General features: G+C 70.5%; 13 protein-coding genes and 2 pseudogenes. 7 read left to right on the forward strand and 8 right to left on the reverse strand.

Features of this window, described 5'->3' with window-relative positions; all coding sequences use genetic code 11:
* Positions 1-394 precede the first annotated feature (394 nt).
* On the forward strand, positions 395-1,039 hold the full coding sequence (locus ACZ34W_RS36970) for an IS110 family transposase (protein WP_465610653.1): 645 nt from the start codon (positions 395-397) through the stop codon (positions 1,037-1,039).
* Between the two features lie 94 nt (positions 1,040-1,133).
* Here the strand turns inward: ACZ34W_RS36970 and ACZ34W_RS36975 are convergent, their stop codons facing one another.
* The 5 genes and pseudogenes from ACZ34W_RS36975 to rfbB form a co-directional block, all read right to left on the reverse strand.
* Positions 1,134-1,679: a hypothetical protein gene (locus ACZ34W_RS36975; protein WP_465610655.1), complete on the reverse strand. Its 546-nt coding sequence runs from the start codon at positions 1,677-1,679 to the stop codon at positions 1,134-1,136.
* Positions 1,680-1,839: 160 nt separating this feature from the next.
* Positions 1,840-1,953, reverse strand: a pseudogene (locus ACZ34W_RS36980) (transposase); the annotation flags it as partial.
* 388 nt (positions 1,954-2,341) lie between these two features.
* Positions 2,342-3,433 (reverse strand): DegT/DnrJ/EryC1/StrS family aminotransferase, encoded by a 1,092-nt coding sequence (locus tag ACZ34W_RS36985; protein ID WP_465610657.1) that lies wholly within the window; start codon positions 3,431-3,433, stop codon positions 2,342-2,344.
* A gap of 19 nt (positions 3,434-3,452) precedes the next feature.
* Complete coding sequence (locus ACZ34W_RS36990) at positions 3,453-4,613, reverse strand: NAD(P)/FAD-dependent oxidoreductase (protein ID WP_465610659.1); 1,161 nt, start codon at positions 4,611-4,613, stop codon at positions 3,453-3,455.
* A gap of 42 nt (positions 4,614-4,655) precedes the next feature.
* Positions 4,656-5,654, reverse strand: a complete 999-nt coding sequence (rfbB, locus tag ACZ34W_RS36995; RefSeq protein WP_465610661.1) for a dTDP-glucose 4,6-dehydratase — start codon at positions 5,652-5,654, stop codon at positions 4,656-4,658.
* A gap of 252 nt (positions 5,655-5,906) precedes the next feature.
* Here rfbB and ACZ34W_RS37000 point away from each other — a divergent pair, with 252 nt between their 5' ends.
* The gene (locus ACZ34W_RS37000; RefSeq protein WP_465610663.1) at positions 5,907-7,295 is read left to right on the forward strand and encodes a sporulation protein; all 1,389 of its coding nucleotides are present in this window, start codon (positions 5,907-5,909) and stop codon (positions 7,293-7,295) included.
* Between the two features lie 148 nt (positions 7,296-7,443).
* Positions 7,444-8,976: an ISL3 family transposase gene (locus ACZ34W_RS37005; protein ID WP_465610665.1), complete on the forward strand. Its 1,533-nt coding sequence runs from the start codon at positions 7,444-7,446 to the stop codon at positions 8,974-8,976.
* A 259-nt stretch (positions 8,977-9,235) separates the two neighbouring features.
* Here the strand turns inward: ACZ34W_RS37005 and ACZ34W_RS37010 are convergent.
* The 3 genes and pseudogenes from ACZ34W_RS37010 to ACZ34W_RS37020 form a co-directional block, all read right to left on the reverse strand.
* Positions 9,236-9,777, reverse strand: a pseudogene (locus tag ACZ34W_RS37010) (fasciclin domain-containing protein); the annotation flags it as partial.
* A gap of 327 nt (positions 9,778-10,104) precedes the next feature.
* Positions 10,105-10,449: a hypothetical protein gene (locus ACZ34W_RS37015; RefSeq protein ID WP_465610667.1), complete on the reverse strand. Its 345-nt coding sequence runs from the start codon at positions 10,447-10,449 to the stop codon at positions 10,105-10,107.
* Between the two features lie 29 nt (positions 10,450-10,478).
* Complete coding sequence (locus ACZ34W_RS37020) at positions 10,479-12,206, reverse strand: nickel/cobalt transporter (protein WP_465610669.1); 1,728 nt, start codon at positions 12,204-12,206, stop codon at positions 10,479-10,481.
* A 411-nt stretch (positions 12,207-12,617) separates the two neighbouring features.
* Here ACZ34W_RS37020 and nicT point away from each other — a divergent pair, with 411 nt between their 5' ends.
* From nicT to ACZ34W_RS37040, 4 genes are all read left to right on the forward strand, one after another.
* Positions 12,618-13,712: a Nickel transporter NicT gene (gene nicT / locus ACZ34W_RS37025; protein ID WP_465610671.1), complete on the forward strand. Its 1,095-nt coding sequence runs from the start codon at positions 12,618-12,620 to the stop codon at positions 13,710-13,712.
* A 231-nt stretch (positions 13,713-13,943) separates the two neighbouring features.
* Positions 13,944-15,392 (forward strand): DUF4331 domain-containing protein, encoded by a 1,449-nt coding sequence (locus tag ACZ34W_RS37030; RefSeq protein ID WP_465610673.1) that lies wholly within the window; start codon positions 13,944-13,946, stop codon positions 15,390-15,392.
* A gap of 87 nt (positions 15,393-15,479) precedes the next feature.
* Positions 15,480-16,862: a tetratricopeptide repeat protein gene (locus tag ACZ34W_RS37035; RefSeq protein WP_465610675.1), complete on the forward strand. Its 1,383-nt coding sequence runs from the start codon at positions 15,480-15,482 to the stop codon at positions 16,860-16,862.
* Between the two features lie 440 nt (positions 16,863-17,302).
* A complete protein-coding gene (locus tag ACZ34W_RS37040) occupies positions 17,303-18,178 on the forward strand; it encodes a DUF4394 domain-containing protein (RefSeq protein WP_465610677.1) in 876 nt (291 codons plus the stop codon).
* Positions 18,179-18,910 lie beyond the last annotated feature (732 nt).

An 18,910-nucleotide genomic window follows, 5' to 3' on the forward strand; every position in this document is an offset into this window, starting at 1 on the left:
GAGGCCCTGTCTTCATGCGTCCATCACCCCGCGATCACCCGAACGGGACTCCCGTTCGATCGGCAACCGCCCTGACCGGTACGACAACGGCGTCTGAGCTCACACAGGCGATACGGACGTTGGTCAGTGCCCGCAGCGTTGAGGATTTGGGCAGACGTCGAGCGGGCCCAGCGGAATTTCGTCCCTGCTCGACCCGTCAGCCTCACACACAAGCTCCCTTGTGCACTTACCACCACGACGTCGAGCTGATGGACGCCACGGGCCGTCGGTTGTCCGAGGCCCGGCTGCAGGAGGGCGTCGCGGGAATCGAGCGGCTGCACGCGATGATCGGCGCCGAGCTCGGCGAGGACAGCAGGGCCGAGGTCGTGATCGGGATCGAGACCGACCGGGGCCCATGGGTGCAGGCGCTGATCGCTGCGGGCTACACGATGTACGCGGTCACCCGCTGCAGGCTTCCCGGTACCGGGACCGCTTGGCAGTGTCGGGGGCCAAGAGTGACGCGGCCGACGCGCACATGCTCGCCTACATGGTGCGCACCGACTCGCACCAGCTGCGCCCGATCTCCGGGGACACCGCCGACGCAGAAGCGGTCAAGGTGGTAACGCGAACCCACAAGACCCTGATCTGGGAGCGGACCCGCACCACGCAACGGCTGCGGCACGCCCTGCTCGACTACTTCCCCGCCGCCCTGGAAGCGTTCGAGGACCTGGACGCCACCGACGTCTTGGAACTGCCGGCCGAAGCACCTGATCCGGTAGTCGCGGCGAAGCTGACGACCACACAGATCAGTGCGGCCCTCAAGCGTGCCCGCCGGCGCAACATCGCCGACAAGGCCACCAAGATCCAGGCCGTACTGCGCGCCAAGCACCTGGGCCAGCCCGCCGCTGTGACGGCGGCCTACGCCGCCTCGGTGCGCGCTCTTGTCGCGCTGCTGGTCACCTTGAACGAGCAGGTCAACTTCCTGCACGGGCAGGTGGAGGACTACTTTGGCCGGCACCCCAACGCTGAGATCATCCGCTCCCAACCCGGACTGGGATGACGGAGGAGTCCCCGCAGATCAAGGCGATGAAGAAGGAGATCTCGGGCGTACTGACGGTCTCGTTCCACACCTGTGGACCTCGGAGAGCCGCGCATCAGCCGCATCGGCTCTCCCGTGGCTCCAGGGAGCCCACCTGTTCCATGCGCCGGATCTCCCGCTCTGCCGCTTCCAAGTGCCCGAGGTCGAGGGCCATCGCGGCACGCCCGGCGACGTAGAAGATGTCCTGGCGGATCCGACAGTCCAACCCTGGTTGGCGGCACAAGGCCAGGAACCGCACCTCGAGGCTGAGTTCGATGCGGCCCATCTCGTCCCGGACGCGGACCGGGAGTGCGGCGTGCCGGAGATCCTTGGCGTAGTCACGCGTCTGCCGGTCGGCCTCGTCGGGCCGGGCTTCCACGGGACGATAGGGGTGATCGGCCCACTCCGTGTCAGCCCACCAGACGAGTTCGTCCAGGTACTCCAAGGCGACTACCAAATCCGGGGGCGAGGCGGAGAGGGCCGCGTCCGTGTCGGCAACCAGCTCGGCGAGACGGCGTCGCGCGTCGTCCTCCCCTGCCACGCACATCGCGACGAAGCCCGACAGCACGTCGAGCCTGCGCGACACCTCCGCCCGCTGCCAGATCTCGTACAGTCCCGCCATCCACCATTCCCTCTTCGCCTACCGCGTCTCCGCGCCCCGAACCCTACGACTCGCCCCCGTCAGCGGGTCCAACGATTTTCCCGGGCTCAACGAACGAACCTCATGCCGGCTCGGTGCGGCGCACGATCTCCTCTCACAGCTCGTGTGTCCGCGAGACCTTCTTTCTGCCGGAGGCGCGGGTGATCGGGCTGGTGCCGGCGTAGTTCTTGCGGGCCTTGGCGCTGGCGTAGCGGTGCGGATCGTCGCCGAATTCTGCGAGGACCCGGGCGCTGAGTGCGCTGAGTATCGGTCCCGGGCCGCTGCCCGGAGTCGACCTGGTCCCGCCGGACCCAGTTGCGCAGCGTCTCGGCGGAGCCGATGGCGAGATTCTCCGCGACGGCCCGCAGCGCGGCCGACTCGTTCGGGTAGTCACCAAGGACCTCGGCGACCACGACGGCGCAGCTCAGGCGGGTAGGAAGAGGGACGTGCCATGACTCGAATCCTTACATGAAATCGAGTCTCTACCGAACCCGGGGCGGTTCACCTCGCTCGCGGGTGAGTCCGGTACCAGGTTCACGATAATGACGGGCCCGGTAATCCTGAAATGTAGTGGAGAAATACACGAATCTCGCCACTGCGGCAGGGGATGCCCCGCGGCTTTGCGCCGCGGGGCAGGCTTGGGTTCAGTCGTGGGGTGAGCATCCCCAGGTGTTGATGGTCTTGATGATGCGGTGTTGTTGGTCCGAGGTGAGGCCGGGCCACAGGGGAAGGCACAGGTGGGTGGCGGCGAAGTGGTCGGCGAGGGGGTAGCGGCCGGTGAGGCCGAGGGCGGGTTGGTGGTGGAGAGGGCGGTCGTAGACGCCGCGGGCCGGGGTGATACCGGCGGCTGTCAGGTGGGCGCGCAGGTGTTCGCGCCGGGTGTGGTCGGGTAGCTGGATGATCGCCTTGTGTCCGCTGTAGCGGTGTCCGGGCTCGAAGGGGACCGCGACGTCGGGGTGACGAATTCGCTGGGCGTAGGTGCGCAGGAGGTCGTGGCCGCGCTGCATGGGCGTCGGCGCGGTGGTGAGCTGGACGACGCCGAGCGCCGCGGAGAGTTCGGGCATGCGCCAGGCGCTGCCGAAGACGGTGTTGCGGCCGTCGGCGTCCTTGCCCTGGTCTCGGTAGTGGCGGGCGCGGGCGGCGGTGGTGGGGTCGTGGGTGGTGATCAGGCCGCCTTCGCCGGTGGTGAGGGCTTTGGTAGCGAAGGTGGAGAAGGCGGCGGCCGCGCCGATGGTGCCGGCGCGGTGGTCGGGGGTGGAGGAACCGTGGGCGTGGGCGGCGTCTTCGACGACGAGCAGGTCGTGGTTGTCGCAGAGGTGGGTGATCTTGTCGAGTTCGGGGGTGATGTGGCCGCCGATGTGGACGAGGATCACGGCGCGGGTGGCTCGGGTGCGGGCGCTGTCGATGGCCTCGGCCGTGGCGGTGAGTGCGGCGTCGTAGAGGACGGGCCGGGCTCCGGCGCGGATCACGGCTTCGGCGGTGGCGTAGTTGGTGTTCGCGGGGACCAGGATGTCGGCGCCGGTGAGGTTGAGGGATCGGATCGTGATCTCGAGGGCGGTGGTGCCGGAGGAGACGGCGATGGCGTGCCGGGCGCCGGTGGCGGCCGAGAACCGCTCTTCCAGCTGTTCGGTGTAGGGGCCGAGGGTGAGTCGGCCGCTGTCGAGGATGGCGGCCGCGGCGGTGAGGTAGGCGGCCTTCTGGGTGGTGGTGAACTCGCTGCGGAACGGGGGGATCATGGCGTGGCCTCCTTCGGGTTCAGGCCAGGGCGGGGGCCCAGGGCTCGACGGCGACCAGGCCGGCCGGGACGTGGGTGGCGGGACGCGGGGTGATGAGCAGTTCGACGGGGTGGCCGAGGATCTGCTGGGCACAGGCGGCGGAGGCGTGGCCGGCGAGGGTCATTTTGCCGGTGCAGATGGTGTGCAGGCCGGTGATGCCGTCGTGCTCGGTGTGGTCGATGATGTGCCAGCCCGGGTTGAATCGGCCCGCGAGTGCCTGGTGGGTGGCGACGTAGTCGGTCTTGCCGACGGTGTAGGCGGTGGCCGAGGGGAGGTCGACGGCGCCGGGTTCCAGGAGCCGGCCGAGCTGGTGGATGAGCAGCTGGGTGCGTTCCAGGGTGACGGGGAAGCGGCGGCAGCCGGTGATCTGGGGCTGGATGCCGCCGTAGAGGGAGGCGAGGACGGCGCCGTGGGTGGGCATCACGACGGGTCCGGACTGGTTGGTGAAGATGATGCCCTGGGTGAGGCTGCCGGGCAGGTGCATCATCATGTCCAGGCGTGAGCGCAGGTCCTGGGTGTGCTTGGAGTCCAGGGCGGCGAGGAGCCGGGTGGTTCCGAGGCCTGCGGCGAGGACGATGTAGTCGGCCTCCAGGCTGTCGCCGGTGCCGGTGCGTACGGCGGCGGCCCGGTTGCCGTCGAGGACGATGCTGTGGGCGGCGGTGCCGAGGACGAACCGCACTCCGGCGGCGAGGCACTGGCCGGTGATGGCGGTCAGCAGGCGCCGGGAGGAGATGGCGCGTTCGGTGGTGGCGATGAGGTGCTGGCCGGTTACCGCGTCGGGGCGCAGGTGCTGGACGTCGGTGGGCTTGACGCTGTGGTGGGGCAGCTGGTGGGTGTCCAGGGCGCTGCGGAAGGCGTGCTCGTCGGCGGGGTCGAGGACGTAGACGGCGTCGGAGGCCGGAACCTCGGCGTCGGGCGCGAGGAGGGCGTAGAAGGTGCCCGCCTGGCGGCAGGCGTTGACGATGTGCGGGGACTGGCGGGCGTAGAGGGCGCCGGAGTGGATCATGCCGTGGTTGGCGCAGGTGGCGCCCGAGCCGATGCGTTCGGCGTCCAGCACGGTGACGTTGTGGCCGGCGTGGGCCAGGCGCAGGGCGGTGAGCAGGCCGGCGATGCCGGCTCCGACGATGAGGGTGCGGCGCACGGGGCTGACTCCTTCTCGGGGGCCGGCCCCGTGCGTGGGGGGTCAGCGCCCGATCTCGGTGTATTTGGTTTCGGTGGTGGTCTTCTGGGCCTCCCACCAGGGCTGGTTGTTCTGGTACCAGGCGATGGTGTCGGCGAGGCCTTGGCGGAAGTTGCTGTAGCGGGGCTGCCAGCCGAGGGCGCGCAGCTTGGTGCTGTCGTTGGCGTAGCGCAGGTCGTGGCCGGGGCGGTCGGCGACGTGGTCGTAGGCCGTGGTGTCGTGCCCGAGGAGTTCGAGGATGAGCTGGACGATCTCGAGGTTGCTGCGCTCGTCGGCGGAGCCGATGAGGTAGGTCTCGCCCGGGGTGCCGTGGTCGATGATCGTGTGGACGCCGGCGTTGTGGTCGTCGACGTGGGTCCACTCGCGGACGTTGGTGCCGTCGCCGTACAGGCGGGGGCGGGTGCCGGTGATCAGGTTGGTGACCTGGCGGGGGATGAATTTCTCGGGGTGCTGGTAGGGGCCGTAGTTGTTGGCGCAGTTGGAGATGGTGGCCTGGACGCCGTAGGAGCGGACCCAGGCGCGGACGAGCATGTCGGAGCCGGACTTGGTGGCGGAGTAGGGGCTGGAGGGGTTGTGGGGGCTGTCCTCGGTGAACAGGTCGGTGCTGTCGACGGGCAGGTCGCCGAAGACCTCGTCGGTGGAGATGTGGTGGAGGCGCTTGCCGTGTCGGCGGACGGCTTCCAGGAGGGTGAAGGTGCCATGGACGTTGGTGCGGACGAACGGCTCGGGGTCGTGCAGGGAGTTGTCGACGTGGGACTCGGCGGCGAAGTGGGCGACGACGTCGGAGTCGGCGATGAGGCGGTCGACGAGGTCGCGGTCGCAGATGTCGCCGACGACCAGGTCGACGTCGTCAAGGCCGGCGAGGTTGTCCTTGTTCCCGGCGTAGGTCAGCGCGTCCAGGACGGTGATCCGGTACTCGGGGCGGTGCTCGCGGGTATAGCGGACGAAGTTCGCGCCGATGAAGCCGGCGCCCCCGGTGACAAGCAAGTTCTTCTGGCTCATGGGGCGCATCCTACGGGCCCGCGCGCTTGCCCTACGAATCGTCATATATGGCTAATCACATGTGAGTTGCGCTCCTTCGGTTCGGCCGTTGGTGGGTGGGTGTCCAGGAAACACCCGCGGCGCTCCTTCGGGGAGGCACACAAGGGGGGCACACAACACGAACCTGCTCCGAAGAGCACTGGGGCCCTCTACGCTCGGAGCACCGGCCCGCGCACCATGGGGCCGGGCCCGGACGAACAGGGGGATCCCGTCGTGGCGACCACCCGGGCCAAGGGCCCGAACACCCACCTGGCCGCGCTCATCGAGGCCTGCGGCGTCAGCCACAAGTGGCTCGCCCGGCGGGTCAACGAGCTGGCCGCCGAACGCGGCGTCACCACCGCCTACACCCATACGGGCGTATCCCGGTGGACGGCCCAGGGGATGGTTCCGCGCGACCCCGCGCCGGCCTGCGTGGCCGATGCGCTGGGCGAACGCCTCGGCAGGCCAGTCACCCTGGCGGAGATCGGCATGGGCGAGGCGCGCGAGGCGGCCGCCGACATCGGGTTGGATTTCCCCCGCGATCCCGATATCGCCCTGCGCGGCGCCATCCAGCACTGGAGCACCCCCATGATCAACCGACGCTCCCTCCTCCACGGCTCCTTCGCGATCGGCGCGTACCAGGTACCCACCATCCGATGGCTCGGCACGCCCGCCGACGCCGTCCCCGTCACCCCCGACCCGCGCGTGCGCCGCGTCGGACGCACCGACCTGGACCAGCTGTGGGAGGCCTCCGAGGAGGCACGGCGCTGGGATTCGCGGTTCGGTGGCGGCCACGCCAAGGCACCGGCCGTCACGCGCCTGCTGCGCGAACGCGCCGTACCCCTGCTCCAGGGGCAGTTCACCGAACAACTCGGCCGGGAGCTGCTCACGGCCGTGTCCGAACTCGCCCGCGTCTCCGCCTGGTCCTCGTTCGACATGGGCGACCACGGCCCGGCGCAGCGCGACTTCGTCCAGTCGCTGCGCCTGGCGCGCGCGGCCGGTGACCGGGAGGCCGGGGCGTACACCCTGGCGACGATGAGTCTGCAGGCGATGCTGCGCGGCTACCCCGAGGAGGCGATCGACATGGCCCAGGGTGCCTACGAGCAGGCCCAGCACGCGGCCGCGCCCCGGGTGCTGGCCTTCATCAAGCTCGCGGAGGCCCGCGCGCACGGCCGGGCGGGCGACGGCCGGGCCGCCGGACGGGCGCTGGCCGTGTGCGAGAACCTGCTGGACTCCATCCACCCGGGCACCCGCGACCCAGCCCACCTCGCCTACCTCACCCACCAGCGGATCAGCACCGACGCCGCCGAGATCCACAAGGACCTCGGGCAGCCGCAGGCCGCCCTGCGCTGGGGCCACCAGGCCGGACCGATGTCCGCAAGCGACTTCGCCCGCGCCACCGGCATCCGCTGCACCGTCCTGGCCGTCGCCCACCTGCAGAACAACGACCTCCCCTCCGCGCTGGCCGCCGGCGAACGCGCCACGGCGATCCTCGGACCGGTCCGCTCCGCCCGCGCCCACGCCTACCTGCGCGACGTCACCACCGCGCTGCGCCCCTGGCGCGGCCAGGACCAGGTCGCGGACTTCCTGCACCGCGCCGGCACGGTCCTGGCCGCCGCCTGAGCGCCCGGCCCGGGCGCGGCGACCGGTCGGGGCGAGTGCCGGTGGCGTGTTCGAGCGTGTCAGAAAGTTGGCTCATACAAGATCTTCGTAGCCGGTGATCGCTTCAACTTGCCTCTGGCGTTGGCTGGTTGGCGGTGAGAGGCTGGCTGTGTGTGTTGTCGTGGTGGGGGACCTTCTGCCGCAGCTGGCCGCGGTGCGGGTCGATCGGGTGGAGGCTGGCGGGGATCTGCTGAGGATCACGGCCCGGACCAGGGATGACGCCGAAGCGGCGTGTCCGGCGTGCGGGCAGGTATCGGACTGGGTGCATTCGCGATATGAGCGGCATGTCGCGGACGAGGCGGTCGGCGGCCGCCCGGTCGTGATCGACTTATCGGTGCGCCGCCTGTACTGCGAGAACCCGGACTGCGAGAAGGCCACCTTCGCAGAGCAGGTAGACGGGCTGACGAAGCGTTACCAGCGCCGCACGCCAGCCCTGCAGAAGGTGATCGACGCGGTCGCCGTGGCCCTGGCCGGGTCGGCCGGGGCCCGGCTACTGAGTGTGCTGCACCAGGCGCTGTCCTGGGCGTGCGTACTGAACTGCCTGATGCGCGTCGCCCTGCCGGCCAGGGCCGTCCCGCGGGTACTGGGGATCGACGAGTTCGCCCTGCGCCGAGGCCACCGCTATGCCACGATCCTGATCGACGCCGTGACAGGTGAGCGGATCGAGGTGCTGCCGGACCGGAAGATGGAGACGGTCACCGCCTGGCTGAAGGACCACCCCGGTATCTCGGTTGTCTGCCGGGACGGGGCCGGGGGCTTCGCGCAGGCCACCACGGACGCCAACCCCGCGATCACGCAGGTCTGCGACCGCTGGCACCTGTGGCACGGCCTGGCCGAGGCCGCGACCAGCGAGATCAGGGCCCACAGCGCCTGCTGGGCCAAGGCCGGCCCGCCCCTGCGGGAGGGCACCCGCGCCGCGACCACCCGCGAGCGGTGGCAGCAGGTCCACCAGCTCCTCGGGGCCGGGGTCGGCCTGCTGGAATGCGCCCGCCGTCTGGGCCTCGCCCTGAACACCGTCAAACGCTACGCCCGCCACACCGAGCCGGAACGCATGGTGACGGCGCCCCTGTACCGGCCCACCCTGGTCGATCCCTACCGCGACCACCTGCGCCGACGCCGCGCCGAGGACCCCGCGGTCCCCGTCACCCACCTCCTGGCCGAGATCAAGGAACTCGGCTACAGCGGCAGTGCGAACCTCCTGGTCCGCTACATCAACCAGGGACGGGTCGAGGCCGACCACGCCAGCCTCTCCCCGCGCAGAGTGGCCCGCCTCCTGCTCACCGACCCCGACCACCTGCGCGAAGAGCAGCTCGTGCTGCGCGACCAGCTCGCCGGGGCCTGCCCGGAGATGACGGCCCTGGCCGCCGCGACGACCGGCTTCGCCGCCCTGCTCACCCCGGCACCGGCCAACGCCGACGCGCTGACCGGCTGGATCACCCAGGTCCGAGCCGCGGACCTGCCCTTCCTGCACGCCTACGTCGCCGGGCTCGAACGCGATCGCACAGCCGTCGAACACGCCCTCACCTTGCCCTGGCACAACGGCCGCACCGAAGGCGTCAACAACAAGATCAAGCTGCTCAAGAGACAGACCTACGGCCGCGCCGGATACCGCCTCCTGCGTCAGCGCATCCTGCTCAGCTGACACACGCTCCGAAGCGATCACCGGCTACGAAAATCTTGTATGAGCCAGATCGCTTACACGCCCCCGAGAGGCAAGCCGTCCAACCGGCAATCCCAGACGAGGCGGTAGCCGAGGTCGGCCCGGCCCACCAATGCGGTGAGTCCGGGGCGATGCGCGCCAACGCGCGGTTGCGACGACGGGCCGGGCGTTGGGGCAATCGGTAAGGACGCTGGTGCGGCGACCTTTGCGGCCCGCTGACGCGCGCCGGAGTGTCACACAGGACGATGTACACGGTGGCGTTGGCGGTGTGGACGTTGCCGCACAGCACCTTGACAGTGAAGTCCGCGCCCGAGCCGGTCACGGCGACGTCACCGCCCTCAGTGACTTGTGCGTGCCGGTCAGGGCCGCAGGGGCGAGGCTGTCCGGGGTGGCGTGGTAGGTGAGGATCTTGGTGAGCAGGGCCTTGTCGGCGAGCATGGCGAAGGCGTCGTTGGTCGGGGCGAAGACGGTCACATTCTTGGCGGAGTTGAGGGTGTCGACCAGGCCGGCCGCCTTGACGGCTGCGACCAGGGTGGAGAGCAGCGGATTGTTGGACGCGGCGGTAGCCACCGGGTCCTGGGCCGTGCCGGTGAAGCTGCCGGCACCGCCCTTCGGCACGGCGGCGCACGCGGCACCGAAGGCTGCGCCCATCTCGGCAACGCTCACGGAAGGCATGGAGGCGGGTGCTGAAACTACGGCGGTCGAGAAGGCGGCGGCCGGCGCGGTGGTGTTGCCCTTGGCCGAGGTGGACGACCAGTCGCCGTTGCTGCCGCAGGCGCTCAGGCCGAGGGTGAGAGCGCCGACGGTGAGTAGGGCGGCGAGGATGCGGGCGGTCGCGGACCCGCGACGGGTGGCCCAGGCCGTGCCAGCGAGGTTAGGAGGCGCTCGTGCAGTCCGACGAGGCCCTGGCCCTCGGGACGCGCAGCGCCCTCTTCCACTACCACCGCGCCCGGATCCTCCAGGGGCTCGGACGGCCGGGCGAGGCGCGGACCGAACTGGGGACCGCGCTGGCGATCAACTCCGCCTTCCACCCCCTGCACGCCCGGGATGCCCGCGCCGCGCTGGCGGAGCTCGGGGGGCGGGTAGCACAGGCTGAGTCCGGCGCGCCCGCTAGCGCTTCGGCTGCGGGACGTGACTCGCGTCGCCGCCGAGCTCGGTGTAGAGGTCGGTCCAGCGGCGGTCGATGCCGGTCGGCGGTTTGCCGTCGCAGAAGGCCTTGGTGCCGTTGGCGGTGTAGAAGCGCATCATCTCCAGGACCGACCGCGGATTTGACTTCTCCCCGCCGGTGTACTTCGTGCCCGGCTCCTGGGCCTGGTGCTGGAGGCAGGACGGGGACGGGGTGCCGGGCTGGGCGTCGAAGCTGCCGTCCGCGGCACCGCCGCAGGCCGCCAGCAGAGGAGCGGCGAGGAGGAGAAGGAGGAGGAGGGACAGCGGGTGCGCTCGGCGAGTTGTCACGGTGATCGGCCTCCGGTACGGGCTGGTGTTCACAGGGTCGACGGGAGGCTGCGAACGACCAGCCCCAGTCCGACGGTCAGGATGAGCAGTGCTGTCAGCAGGGCGCTGTACGGTGCGATTCGGCGAACCCGGCCGAGGACCGGGCCGTCCGCCGCGCCCACGACCCGGTCCCCGAGGCGGACCAGGAGCAGGCCGACGGCGGTCAGGGTGGCCGCCATGCCCAGGCCGTAGGCGACCACCAGGGCCGCGCCGAAGAGGGTACGGCCGAGCGCGACTGCGCCCAGCAGGACGACCAGGGCCGAGGGGCTCGGCACCAGACCGCCGGCGATGCCCAGGCCGACCAGACCGCGTCGGCCAGGTGTGGCTGGGTCATGGTCGTGGTGGTGGCCGCCGAGCAGACCGTGCCGGTGACCGTGATCGTGTGTGCGCCCGTGGTGGTCGTGGTGGTGGCCGTCGGACGGGTGCTGATGTTCGTGCGAGTGCGGAAGGTCGTCGTGGGTGGTGTCGTGCGGGTGCCGGTGATTGCCATGGACGTGCGTGTCGGCGTGGTCGTGCGGGTGGTGATGCGGGTGCGGGTGGTCCTCGTGGGCGTTCGGTGGGGGCGCCGCCGACACGTGCGCGAGTTCCCTGATGGGCTCGTGGTCCGCGTTCTCGGGAGCATGCCGGGGGTGTTCGTGCCCGCGGGCGTGGCGGGAGCGCCGGACCGCGTCCCGTAGCAAGCCGGCCCCGACGAAGGTGACCAGGGCGCCGCTGAGGACGCCCAGCCACCCGAGGAGGACGTCTCCGGCCAGCGAGGAGAACGCCGTCAGGCACAGGCCGATGACGAGGACGCCCGCGGTGTGGGTCACCGTGACGATGGCCCCGACGGTGACCGCGTCCCGGGTGCTTCCGCGGCGGCCCGCCAGGTAGGCGGCCATCACGGTCTTGCCGTGCCCGGGCAGCAGCGCGTGCCCGGCGCCCAGCACGATCGAGAGGAGTACGGCGAGCAGACCGATCGGGACGGTCAGGTGCCGGGCGGCACCAAGTTCGGTGAGGCGGGCGTCGAGGCTGCTCAGCCAAGCCGTGGGCCCGGAGCCCAGCGTGGTCACGGTCGCTCCCTGGGCGGGTGCCGTGTTGCCGCCGGGCCGCGCGCGGAACTGGGCGCTGGTGACGCCGTTCGGGCTGTCGAGCAGGTCACGGGGGTAGTCCCGCAGCTCCTGGGAAACCGACCGGGTCGGGACGTCCGATTGATCGAGGGTGCTGCCGTCGCCCCGGGCGGTGATCTCGTTCCACCCGACCCTGCCCGGATCGCTTCCGCTCGCGACGCGCAGGGTAATGCCGTCGGCCGGGAGGTGCAGATCGGCCCGCAACAAACATTCCAGGCGGCTCGTGCGCAACCCCGCGGAGCCGTCCTCGTAGCGGAACTGCGCCGAGCCGGTGTGCCACGCCAGCGGCCCGGTTGTCCGGTCGGTCGTCACCTTGAGGCGCTGCGCGGCCTGCGCGCACTGCTCGTAGGCCCAGGCGTGAAGCTCGGCGTCATCGGCGGTGCCGTCGCCGTTGCGGTCGACCTTCGGCTGCTCCTGCAGGGTGGGGATCTCGGCGGCATCGGTCACAGCGAAGACATCAAGGCCTTCAGCATGGACGGTGAAGCCGAGGTAGTGGTTGAGGGAGAAGTTCCCCAAAGGATGGGCGCCGGCGACAGGTGCAGCGCCGCCGAGCAGGAGCAGCGCACCTGACGCCACCACACCTGCCCGGGCGAGGAATCGTGGGACCGCCACGCTGGGCCTCCTGGGACGGGGCCGGCCGCCGCGGCGGTGAGGCCCGGCCCGGCAGGAAGAGGGAAGGGGCCGACAGGGCCCACATCACCTTCGGGCTGCCGGACGGCGTAGAGCGGCCACCATTCCGACCTGTCGGCAAGATCACTCGCACGGAGCAGTACATCCGTACACGGGTTCCCATTGATCGAACACACGATCATCCCAGGCCGCTCCGGCGGTGGGGCGCCGGCGTTGCACTCCCTCGCGCCCCCGGCGCGCCCCGTGACAGCACTCCTTCTTGCGGACATAGTGCAACTACGAGATCGACGCACCGGTTGCGGTGCGTCGGCCGAAGATGCAGGAAGGGTGCCCATGGCCTCCTCATCCGTATCCCCAACCCACGACCTTCCGAGATCCGCTCGTGCCGCCGCCGTGGCATCGATCACTCGTCAGGAGTGGCAGCGGCTGGCCGGGATGGGCGGCTTCATCGTCGCCCTGCACATCGTCGGCTGGGTCACCCTGGTCGCCGTGGTCGCGCCCGAGCACCACACCCTCGGAGAGAAGAGCTTCGGGGTCGGGATCGGCGTCACCGCCTACACCCTCGGCATGCGGCACGCCTTCGACGCGGACCACATCGCCGCGATCGACAACACGACCCGCAAGCTCATGGAGCAGCGCAAGCGGCCCCTGTCCGTCGGCTTCTGGTTCTCCCTCGGGCACTCATCCGTCGTGTTCGCCCTGGCCGTCCTGCTCTCCTTCGGCGTGAAGGCCCTGGCCGGGCCGCTCCAGGACGACGGCTCCCGGCTCCACCAGGTGACGGGCCTGATCGGCACCGCCGTCTCGGGCTCGTTCCTGTACCTGATCGCGGTCGTCAACCTCGTCATCCTGGTCGGCATCTGGAAGGTCTTCCGACAGATGCGTGCCGGCCACCTGGACGAAAGCGCGCTGGAGGAGCAGCTGGACAAACGGGGACTGATGAACCGGCTGCTGGGCCGGGTGACGAGGTCGGTGAGCAAGCCGTGGCAGATGTATCCGCTGGGGATGCTCTTCGGTCTCGGGTTCGACACCGCGACCGAGATCGCCCTTCTGGTGCTGGCCGGCTCCGGGGCGGCGTCGGGGCTGCCGTGGTACGCGATCCTGTGCCTGCCGGTGCTGTTCGCCGCGGGCATGTGCCTGCTGGACACCATCGACGGTTCGTTCATGAACTTCGCCTACGGGTGGGCGTTCTCCAAGCCGGTCCGCAAGATCTACTACAACCTGACGATCACCGGCCTGTCGGTCGCCGTAGCCCTCATCATCGGCACCGTCGAACTGCTCGGCCTGCTCGCCGACAAGCTCGCCCTGCACGGCGTGTTCTGGGACTGGATTTCCGGCCTTGACCTCAACACGGTCGGCTTCGTCATCGTCGGCCTCTTCTTCGCCACCTGGATCGTCGCGCTCGCGGTGTGGAAGTTCGCCCGGATCGAACAGAGATGGAGTGTCCCCACTCCGGCGGCTGCGCCAATACCGGCGGCGAACGAAGGCTGACGGTACGGCGGCCGGACCGCACCAAGAGGCAAAGAGGGACGAAGCACGCCCGGGCGGGTGACATCGCTCGCCCATGGGGGTGAGGCGACCCGACCGCCCCCGCCCGGCTCACGAAGACGTGACGGGATCCGGTCCACAGTGCGAAGCGCGGCTGCCCAGCCGGATCCCCGCTCCGCCGCCGCCTTCGGCCCGGAGCGGACACCGCCCGTCACGGAAGCGAGAATCCCCCGCATGAGCGTCACGCGCCGACCTGCCCGCAGAAGCTCCACCGCCCGCACCGCCGCGATCCTCACCACCATGAGCCTCGCGCTCGCCAGCACCGCACTCCTGGGATCGGGCGCCGGCGTCAGTACCGCGTCCAGCCACCGCGAGGCCCCGCTGATCGCCGCCGACCCGCAGGTCGACAACACCGACGTCTACGCCTTCACCAGCCCCGACAACCAGGACACCGTCACCCTGGTCGCCAACTGGCTGCCCTTCCAGGAGCCCAACGGCGGACCGAACTTCTACCCGTGGGCCGACGGCGCGCACTACGACATCAACATCGACTCCCAGGGCACCGGCCGCCCCGACGTCACCTACCGCTGGACCTTCCACACCGAGGACCAGCGCGGCACCAACACCTTCCTCTACAACAACGGCGTCGTGAACAACCTCACCGACCCCACCCTGCTGTTCCGCCAGTACTACACGCTCCAGGAGCTGCGCCCCGGCTGCGACCCGGTCACCCTGGTCGAGCACGGCACCGCCGCCCCCTCCGACACCGGCCGCGCGTCCATGCCCAACTACGCCGGGCTCCGTCAGCAGGCGACCGTCCAACTGCCCGGCGGCGGCCAGACCGTGGCGACCCAGGCCGCCGACCCGTTCTTCCTCGACCTGCGGGTCTTCGACCTGCTCTACGGCGGCAACCTCTCCGAGGTCGGTCAGAACACCCTCGCCGGATACAACGTCAACTCCCTCTCCATCCAGGTGCCCAAGAGCCGTCTGGCGTACAAGGGCGACCCGAACCGCAACCCCGTCATCGGGGTGTGGTCGAGCACCGAGAAGCAGACCCTCAAGCTCACCCCCGGCAAGGCGGAGCCAGCCGGCAAGTACGTCCAGGTGTCCCGCCTCGGCAACCCGCTGGTCAACGAGGTCGTCCTGCCCGCCGGACTCAAGGACGCCTTCAACTCCCTCCCGCCGTCCGAGGACCACAACCAGCCCGCCGTGGTCAACAAGGTCCTCAACCCCGAGGTGCCGCAGCTGATCCAGGCGATTTACGGCCTGCCCGCCCCGGCCACCCCGCGCACCGACCTCCAGGAGATCTTCCTCACCGGCATCGCCAAGGCCACCGGTGGCCCCTTCCAGGTCGACCTCAACTCGCAGCTGATGAACCAGGACATCAACCCGAAGAAGTTCGTCCCTGCCGAGGAACTGCGCCTCAACATGTCCACGCCGGTCACCGCCAACCCGAACCGGCTCGGCATCCTTGCTGGTGACTTCCAGGGCTTCCCCAACGGGCGCCGCCTCACCGACGACGTCGTCGACATCGCCCTCCAGGTCATGGAAGGCGCCACCCCCGGCAACCTGATCCCCGCCCTCGCCGCCGGCGACCAGGTCAACACCGCCGACAAGCCGTTCGGCGCCACCTTCCCCTACGTCGCGCTGCCGTACGACAAGGCCGTCAATCAGCCCAACTGACGAACGCCACAGTCTGGGTGGCCGGTGGCGTCGCCACCGGCCACCCGCACGGCCGTTGCTCCCCACCGCACGATTGAAGGACACCCAGTGCGCCGCTTGCCGCTACTGATCACCACCCTCGCGCTGTGCGGCGGCCTGGCCGTACTCGGGGCGCTGGACCGCGGCGGGAACGACTCCGACCGGCCGTCGGCGGACGTCGCCCTCCGTGTGGGGAGGTCGCTGGTCACCGACGGTTCACTGGCCAGGGCCATCGCGGCGGACCAGTTGCGGCTACGGCAGCTGCCCGACGACTCGGCCGGCTGGGCACGGCTGGGAGCCGAATACGTCGAACAGGCACGGCTGACTGCGGACCCCTCGTACTACCCGAAGGCCGACGAGGCACTGCACCGCTCCCTCACCCTGGCCCCGCAAGGCAACGCCGACGCCCTCACCGGCCTGGGTGCCCTCGCCAACGCCCGCCACCTCTTCGACCAGGCCCGCGACTTCGCCGAGCAGGCCCTCGTGGTCTCCCCGGGGCACTGGCCCGCCTACGCCGTCCTCGCTGACGCCCGCACCCAGCTCGGCGACGACACCGGCGCCACCGAAGCCGTCCAGCAACTCCTCGACCGCCGCCCCGGCACCGCCTCCTTCACCCGCGCCGCCTACGACCTCGAACAGCACGGCCGCACCGACGACGCCCGAGCCGCACTCCAGCAAGCACTCGACGGCGCCTACGACCCCGCCGACAAGGCCTTCTGCCAGTACCAGCTCGCCGAACTCGACCGGAACTCCGGCCGCACCCGCGACGCACTCACCGGCTACCGGCAAGCCCTCAAGACCGACCCCGACTACACCCCCGCCCTGGCCGGCCAGGCCCGCGCCGAAGCCGCTCTCGGCCAGGCCGACGACGCCGTGCGCGACTACACCGCCGCAATCGCCCGCGTCCCGCTTCCCCAGTACCTGCTCGAACTCGGCGAACTCCACGAATCGCTCGGCCACCCCGAACAGGCCCGGGAACAGTACCGGCTGCTGACCGCCGAACAGCAGCTGGCCGACGCCAACGGCGTCGTCGACGACCTCACGCTCGGCCAGTACCAGGCCGACCACGGCGACCCTGCCGAAGCCGTCCGCCTCCTGCGCGCCGAATGGGACCGCCGGCACAACGTCCTCGTCGCCGACGCCCTCGCCTGGGCCCTGCACCGCACCGGCACGGACGCCGAAGCCCTCGGCCTCGCCCGACAGGCCCAGGCCCACGGCTGGCACAACGCCCTCTTCCTCTACCACCTCGGCGAGATCGAACACGCCCTCGGCCACACCGCCGACGCCCACGCCCACCTCACCGCAGCACTCGCCACCGACCCCGCTTTCAACCCTCTCCAGGCCCCACTCGCCCGCACCACGCTGACCGTCCTTGAACACCGCCGGGCACCCCAGGCCGCACCTGGGCCAGGAGCGGGCCAGGCACCGGGAGAGCCCCCCGGCCGGTCCTGATACGAGGTGATTCCGTGCCCCGGCCGTCTGGTCGCCGGTCGGAGCGAGGCGCCTCCGCCTCCTGCCGCCCGCCGTGCACCACCGGCTCCACGTCGGTTCAGGTCACCACCACCCGGCTCGGCCGTGCTGCTCGCCGCACATGAGACCATCCTCGGCTGGCCCGGCAGGAGCGGGCCCCTAGGCTGGAGAACCAAACCCAGGCACCCGTCACACCCTGGCATGGCCGTCAGGTTGGGCGTCCAGTGGAGCGCCTGAGCGGGCAGCAGTGAGACGACGCGGCGGACCGCGCCTCGTGCCGAACCCCTTGGCTGCTGCCGAGCGAGTGACCGGGCGGCATGTCTGGGCTTGATCGGTCGGGTGGTGTGCGTCCCTGGTAGGGCGAGGACCCGGAGTCGCCGGGTCCCGCCACAACCGAAAGGGAGCCACTCGTGCGTATCCGCATGACGGCAGTCCTGGCCGCCGCGACCACCACCGCGGCACTCGCCCTCACCCTGGCCCCCGGCGCCACCGCGCTGGCCCCTGCCGAGGGGAAGGTCTGGGACAAACTCTACGCCGTCGGCCTGACCGACGACCAGCGCCTGGTCGACTTCCCCGTCACCCACCCCGACCGCACCCGTGTCATCGGCACCGTCGCCGGTCTCGTCGGCGACACCCGTCTGGTCGGCATCGACTACCGCGTCCAGGACCACAAGCTGTACGGGGTCGGCGACCAGGGCGGCATCTACACCCTCGACGACACCAGCGGCTGCGCCACCAAGGTCTCCCAGCTCACCGTCGCACTCCAGGGCAACTACTTCGGCGTCGACTTCAACCCCGCAGCGAACCGCCTGCGCGTCATCTCCGACACGGGGCAGAACCTGCGGCACAACATCGACGACCCCGCCGGCACCCCCGCCGCCAGCACCACCGTGGCCGACGGCACGCTGACCAACCCCCCGGTCCCGCCCGCCACCACCGGTACCACCGGGCTCGGTATCACCGGCGCCGCCTACACCAACAACGACCTCGACGCAGCCACCGCCACCACCCTGTTCGACCTCGACACCACCAATGACCGCGTCTCCCTGCAGTCCCCGGCCAACAACGGCACCCTCGCCCCCACCGGCAAACTCGGCGTCGACGCCGGCCCGGACGCCGGACTCGACATCTACTACTCCGCCAAGCAGGGCATGAACTATGGCTACGCCGCACTGAACGTCGCCGGCACGCGGGGCCTGTACCGAGTGGACGTGCTGACCGGCCGCGCCAACGGCCTGGGCGCCTTCCCCGGCTCCGCCCACGTCACCGACCTCGCCCTGCCGCTCGACCAGGACTGACACCGCCGCGCCGTCCTGACACGACGGCAGAGCGAGAGCCGTGCATCCTGACCCGATCGGACAGCGGCCCCCGCCCATGCGCCCGGCACGACCTCGAAACCCTGCCGCGCGCACCCCTCATTCGCCACCGCGGCCCTGCCGGACTGCCCCCACCACCCGAACGGATCAATCAACCCCGCCCCGCCTGGCTCGGTCGAACATCCAGGCCCTGGCGACGGTGCGCCGTTCGGCGCCGTCGCTCGCACGCTTGTCGAGTCCGCCCAGGCCCGCTGGCGCTCCGTCAACGCCGCCCACCTTGTCCCGCTCGTCCGCGCCGGAGCCCGCTTCGAACGCGGCCAGCTGGTCGAGCGCACCGGGGCGGCCGCGGCGTGAACGAGCAGTGACAAGGCCGGGTAGCTACATCAGGTCGCTGATGACCGGGTGATCCGTGGATCGGGGGCAGATGAAGACGCGCATGGTTTCTCGTCTCCCGAGTACGACCTCGGTCGGCCCCTGGCACTGACGCCGTTCGCTTGGACTACCTTCAAGGCCGCCAGGCGCCCAGCTCTCCGTGCCCCCGTCCCATCCGTCACTGGCGATCGAGGCCACGAAGCGCATCCCACTGCCGCACGTGTCTGTCAAGGGACAGTAGGAGTCTGGCTCTGGCGCGAGTTCCGTGAAAGCACCACTGCTCCGGTGACGGCGTCAGGGCAAGTCAGGTAGGAAGAGGTCCAGCGACGGGCCTTCCAGGGC

Source organism: Kitasatospora sp. NPDC022856, assembly GCF_055561235.1.

What these genes read in the sequence shown, in the direction of transcription:
- ACZ34W_RS37040 (WP_465610677.1), top strand. Translation starts at nt 17,303, where the DNA reads ATGACGGCAGTCCTGGCCGCCGCGACCACCACCGCGGCACTCGCCCTC.
- rfbB (WP_465610661.1), bottom strand. Translation starts at nt 5,654, where the DNA reads ATGAGCCAGAAGAACTTGCTTGTCACCGGGGGCGCCGGCTTCATCGGC.
- ACZ34W_RS36970 (WP_465610653.1), top strand. Translation starts at nt 395, where the DNA reads ATGGGTGCAGGCGCTGATCGCTGCGGGCTACACGATGTACGCGGTCAC.
- ACZ34W_RS36985 (WP_465610657.1), bottom strand. Translation starts at nt 3,433, where the DNA reads ATGATCCCCCCGTTCCGCAGCGAGTTCACCACCACCCAGAAGGCCGCC.
- ACZ34W_RS36975 (WP_465610655.1), bottom strand. Translation starts at nt 1,679, where the DNA reads ATGGCGGGACTGTACGAGATCTGGCAGCGGGCGGAGGTGTCGCGCAGG.
- ACZ34W_RS37030 (WP_465610673.1), top strand. Translation starts at nt 13,944, where the DNA reads ATGAGCGTCACGCGCCGACCTGCCCGCAGAAGCTCCACCGCCCGCACC.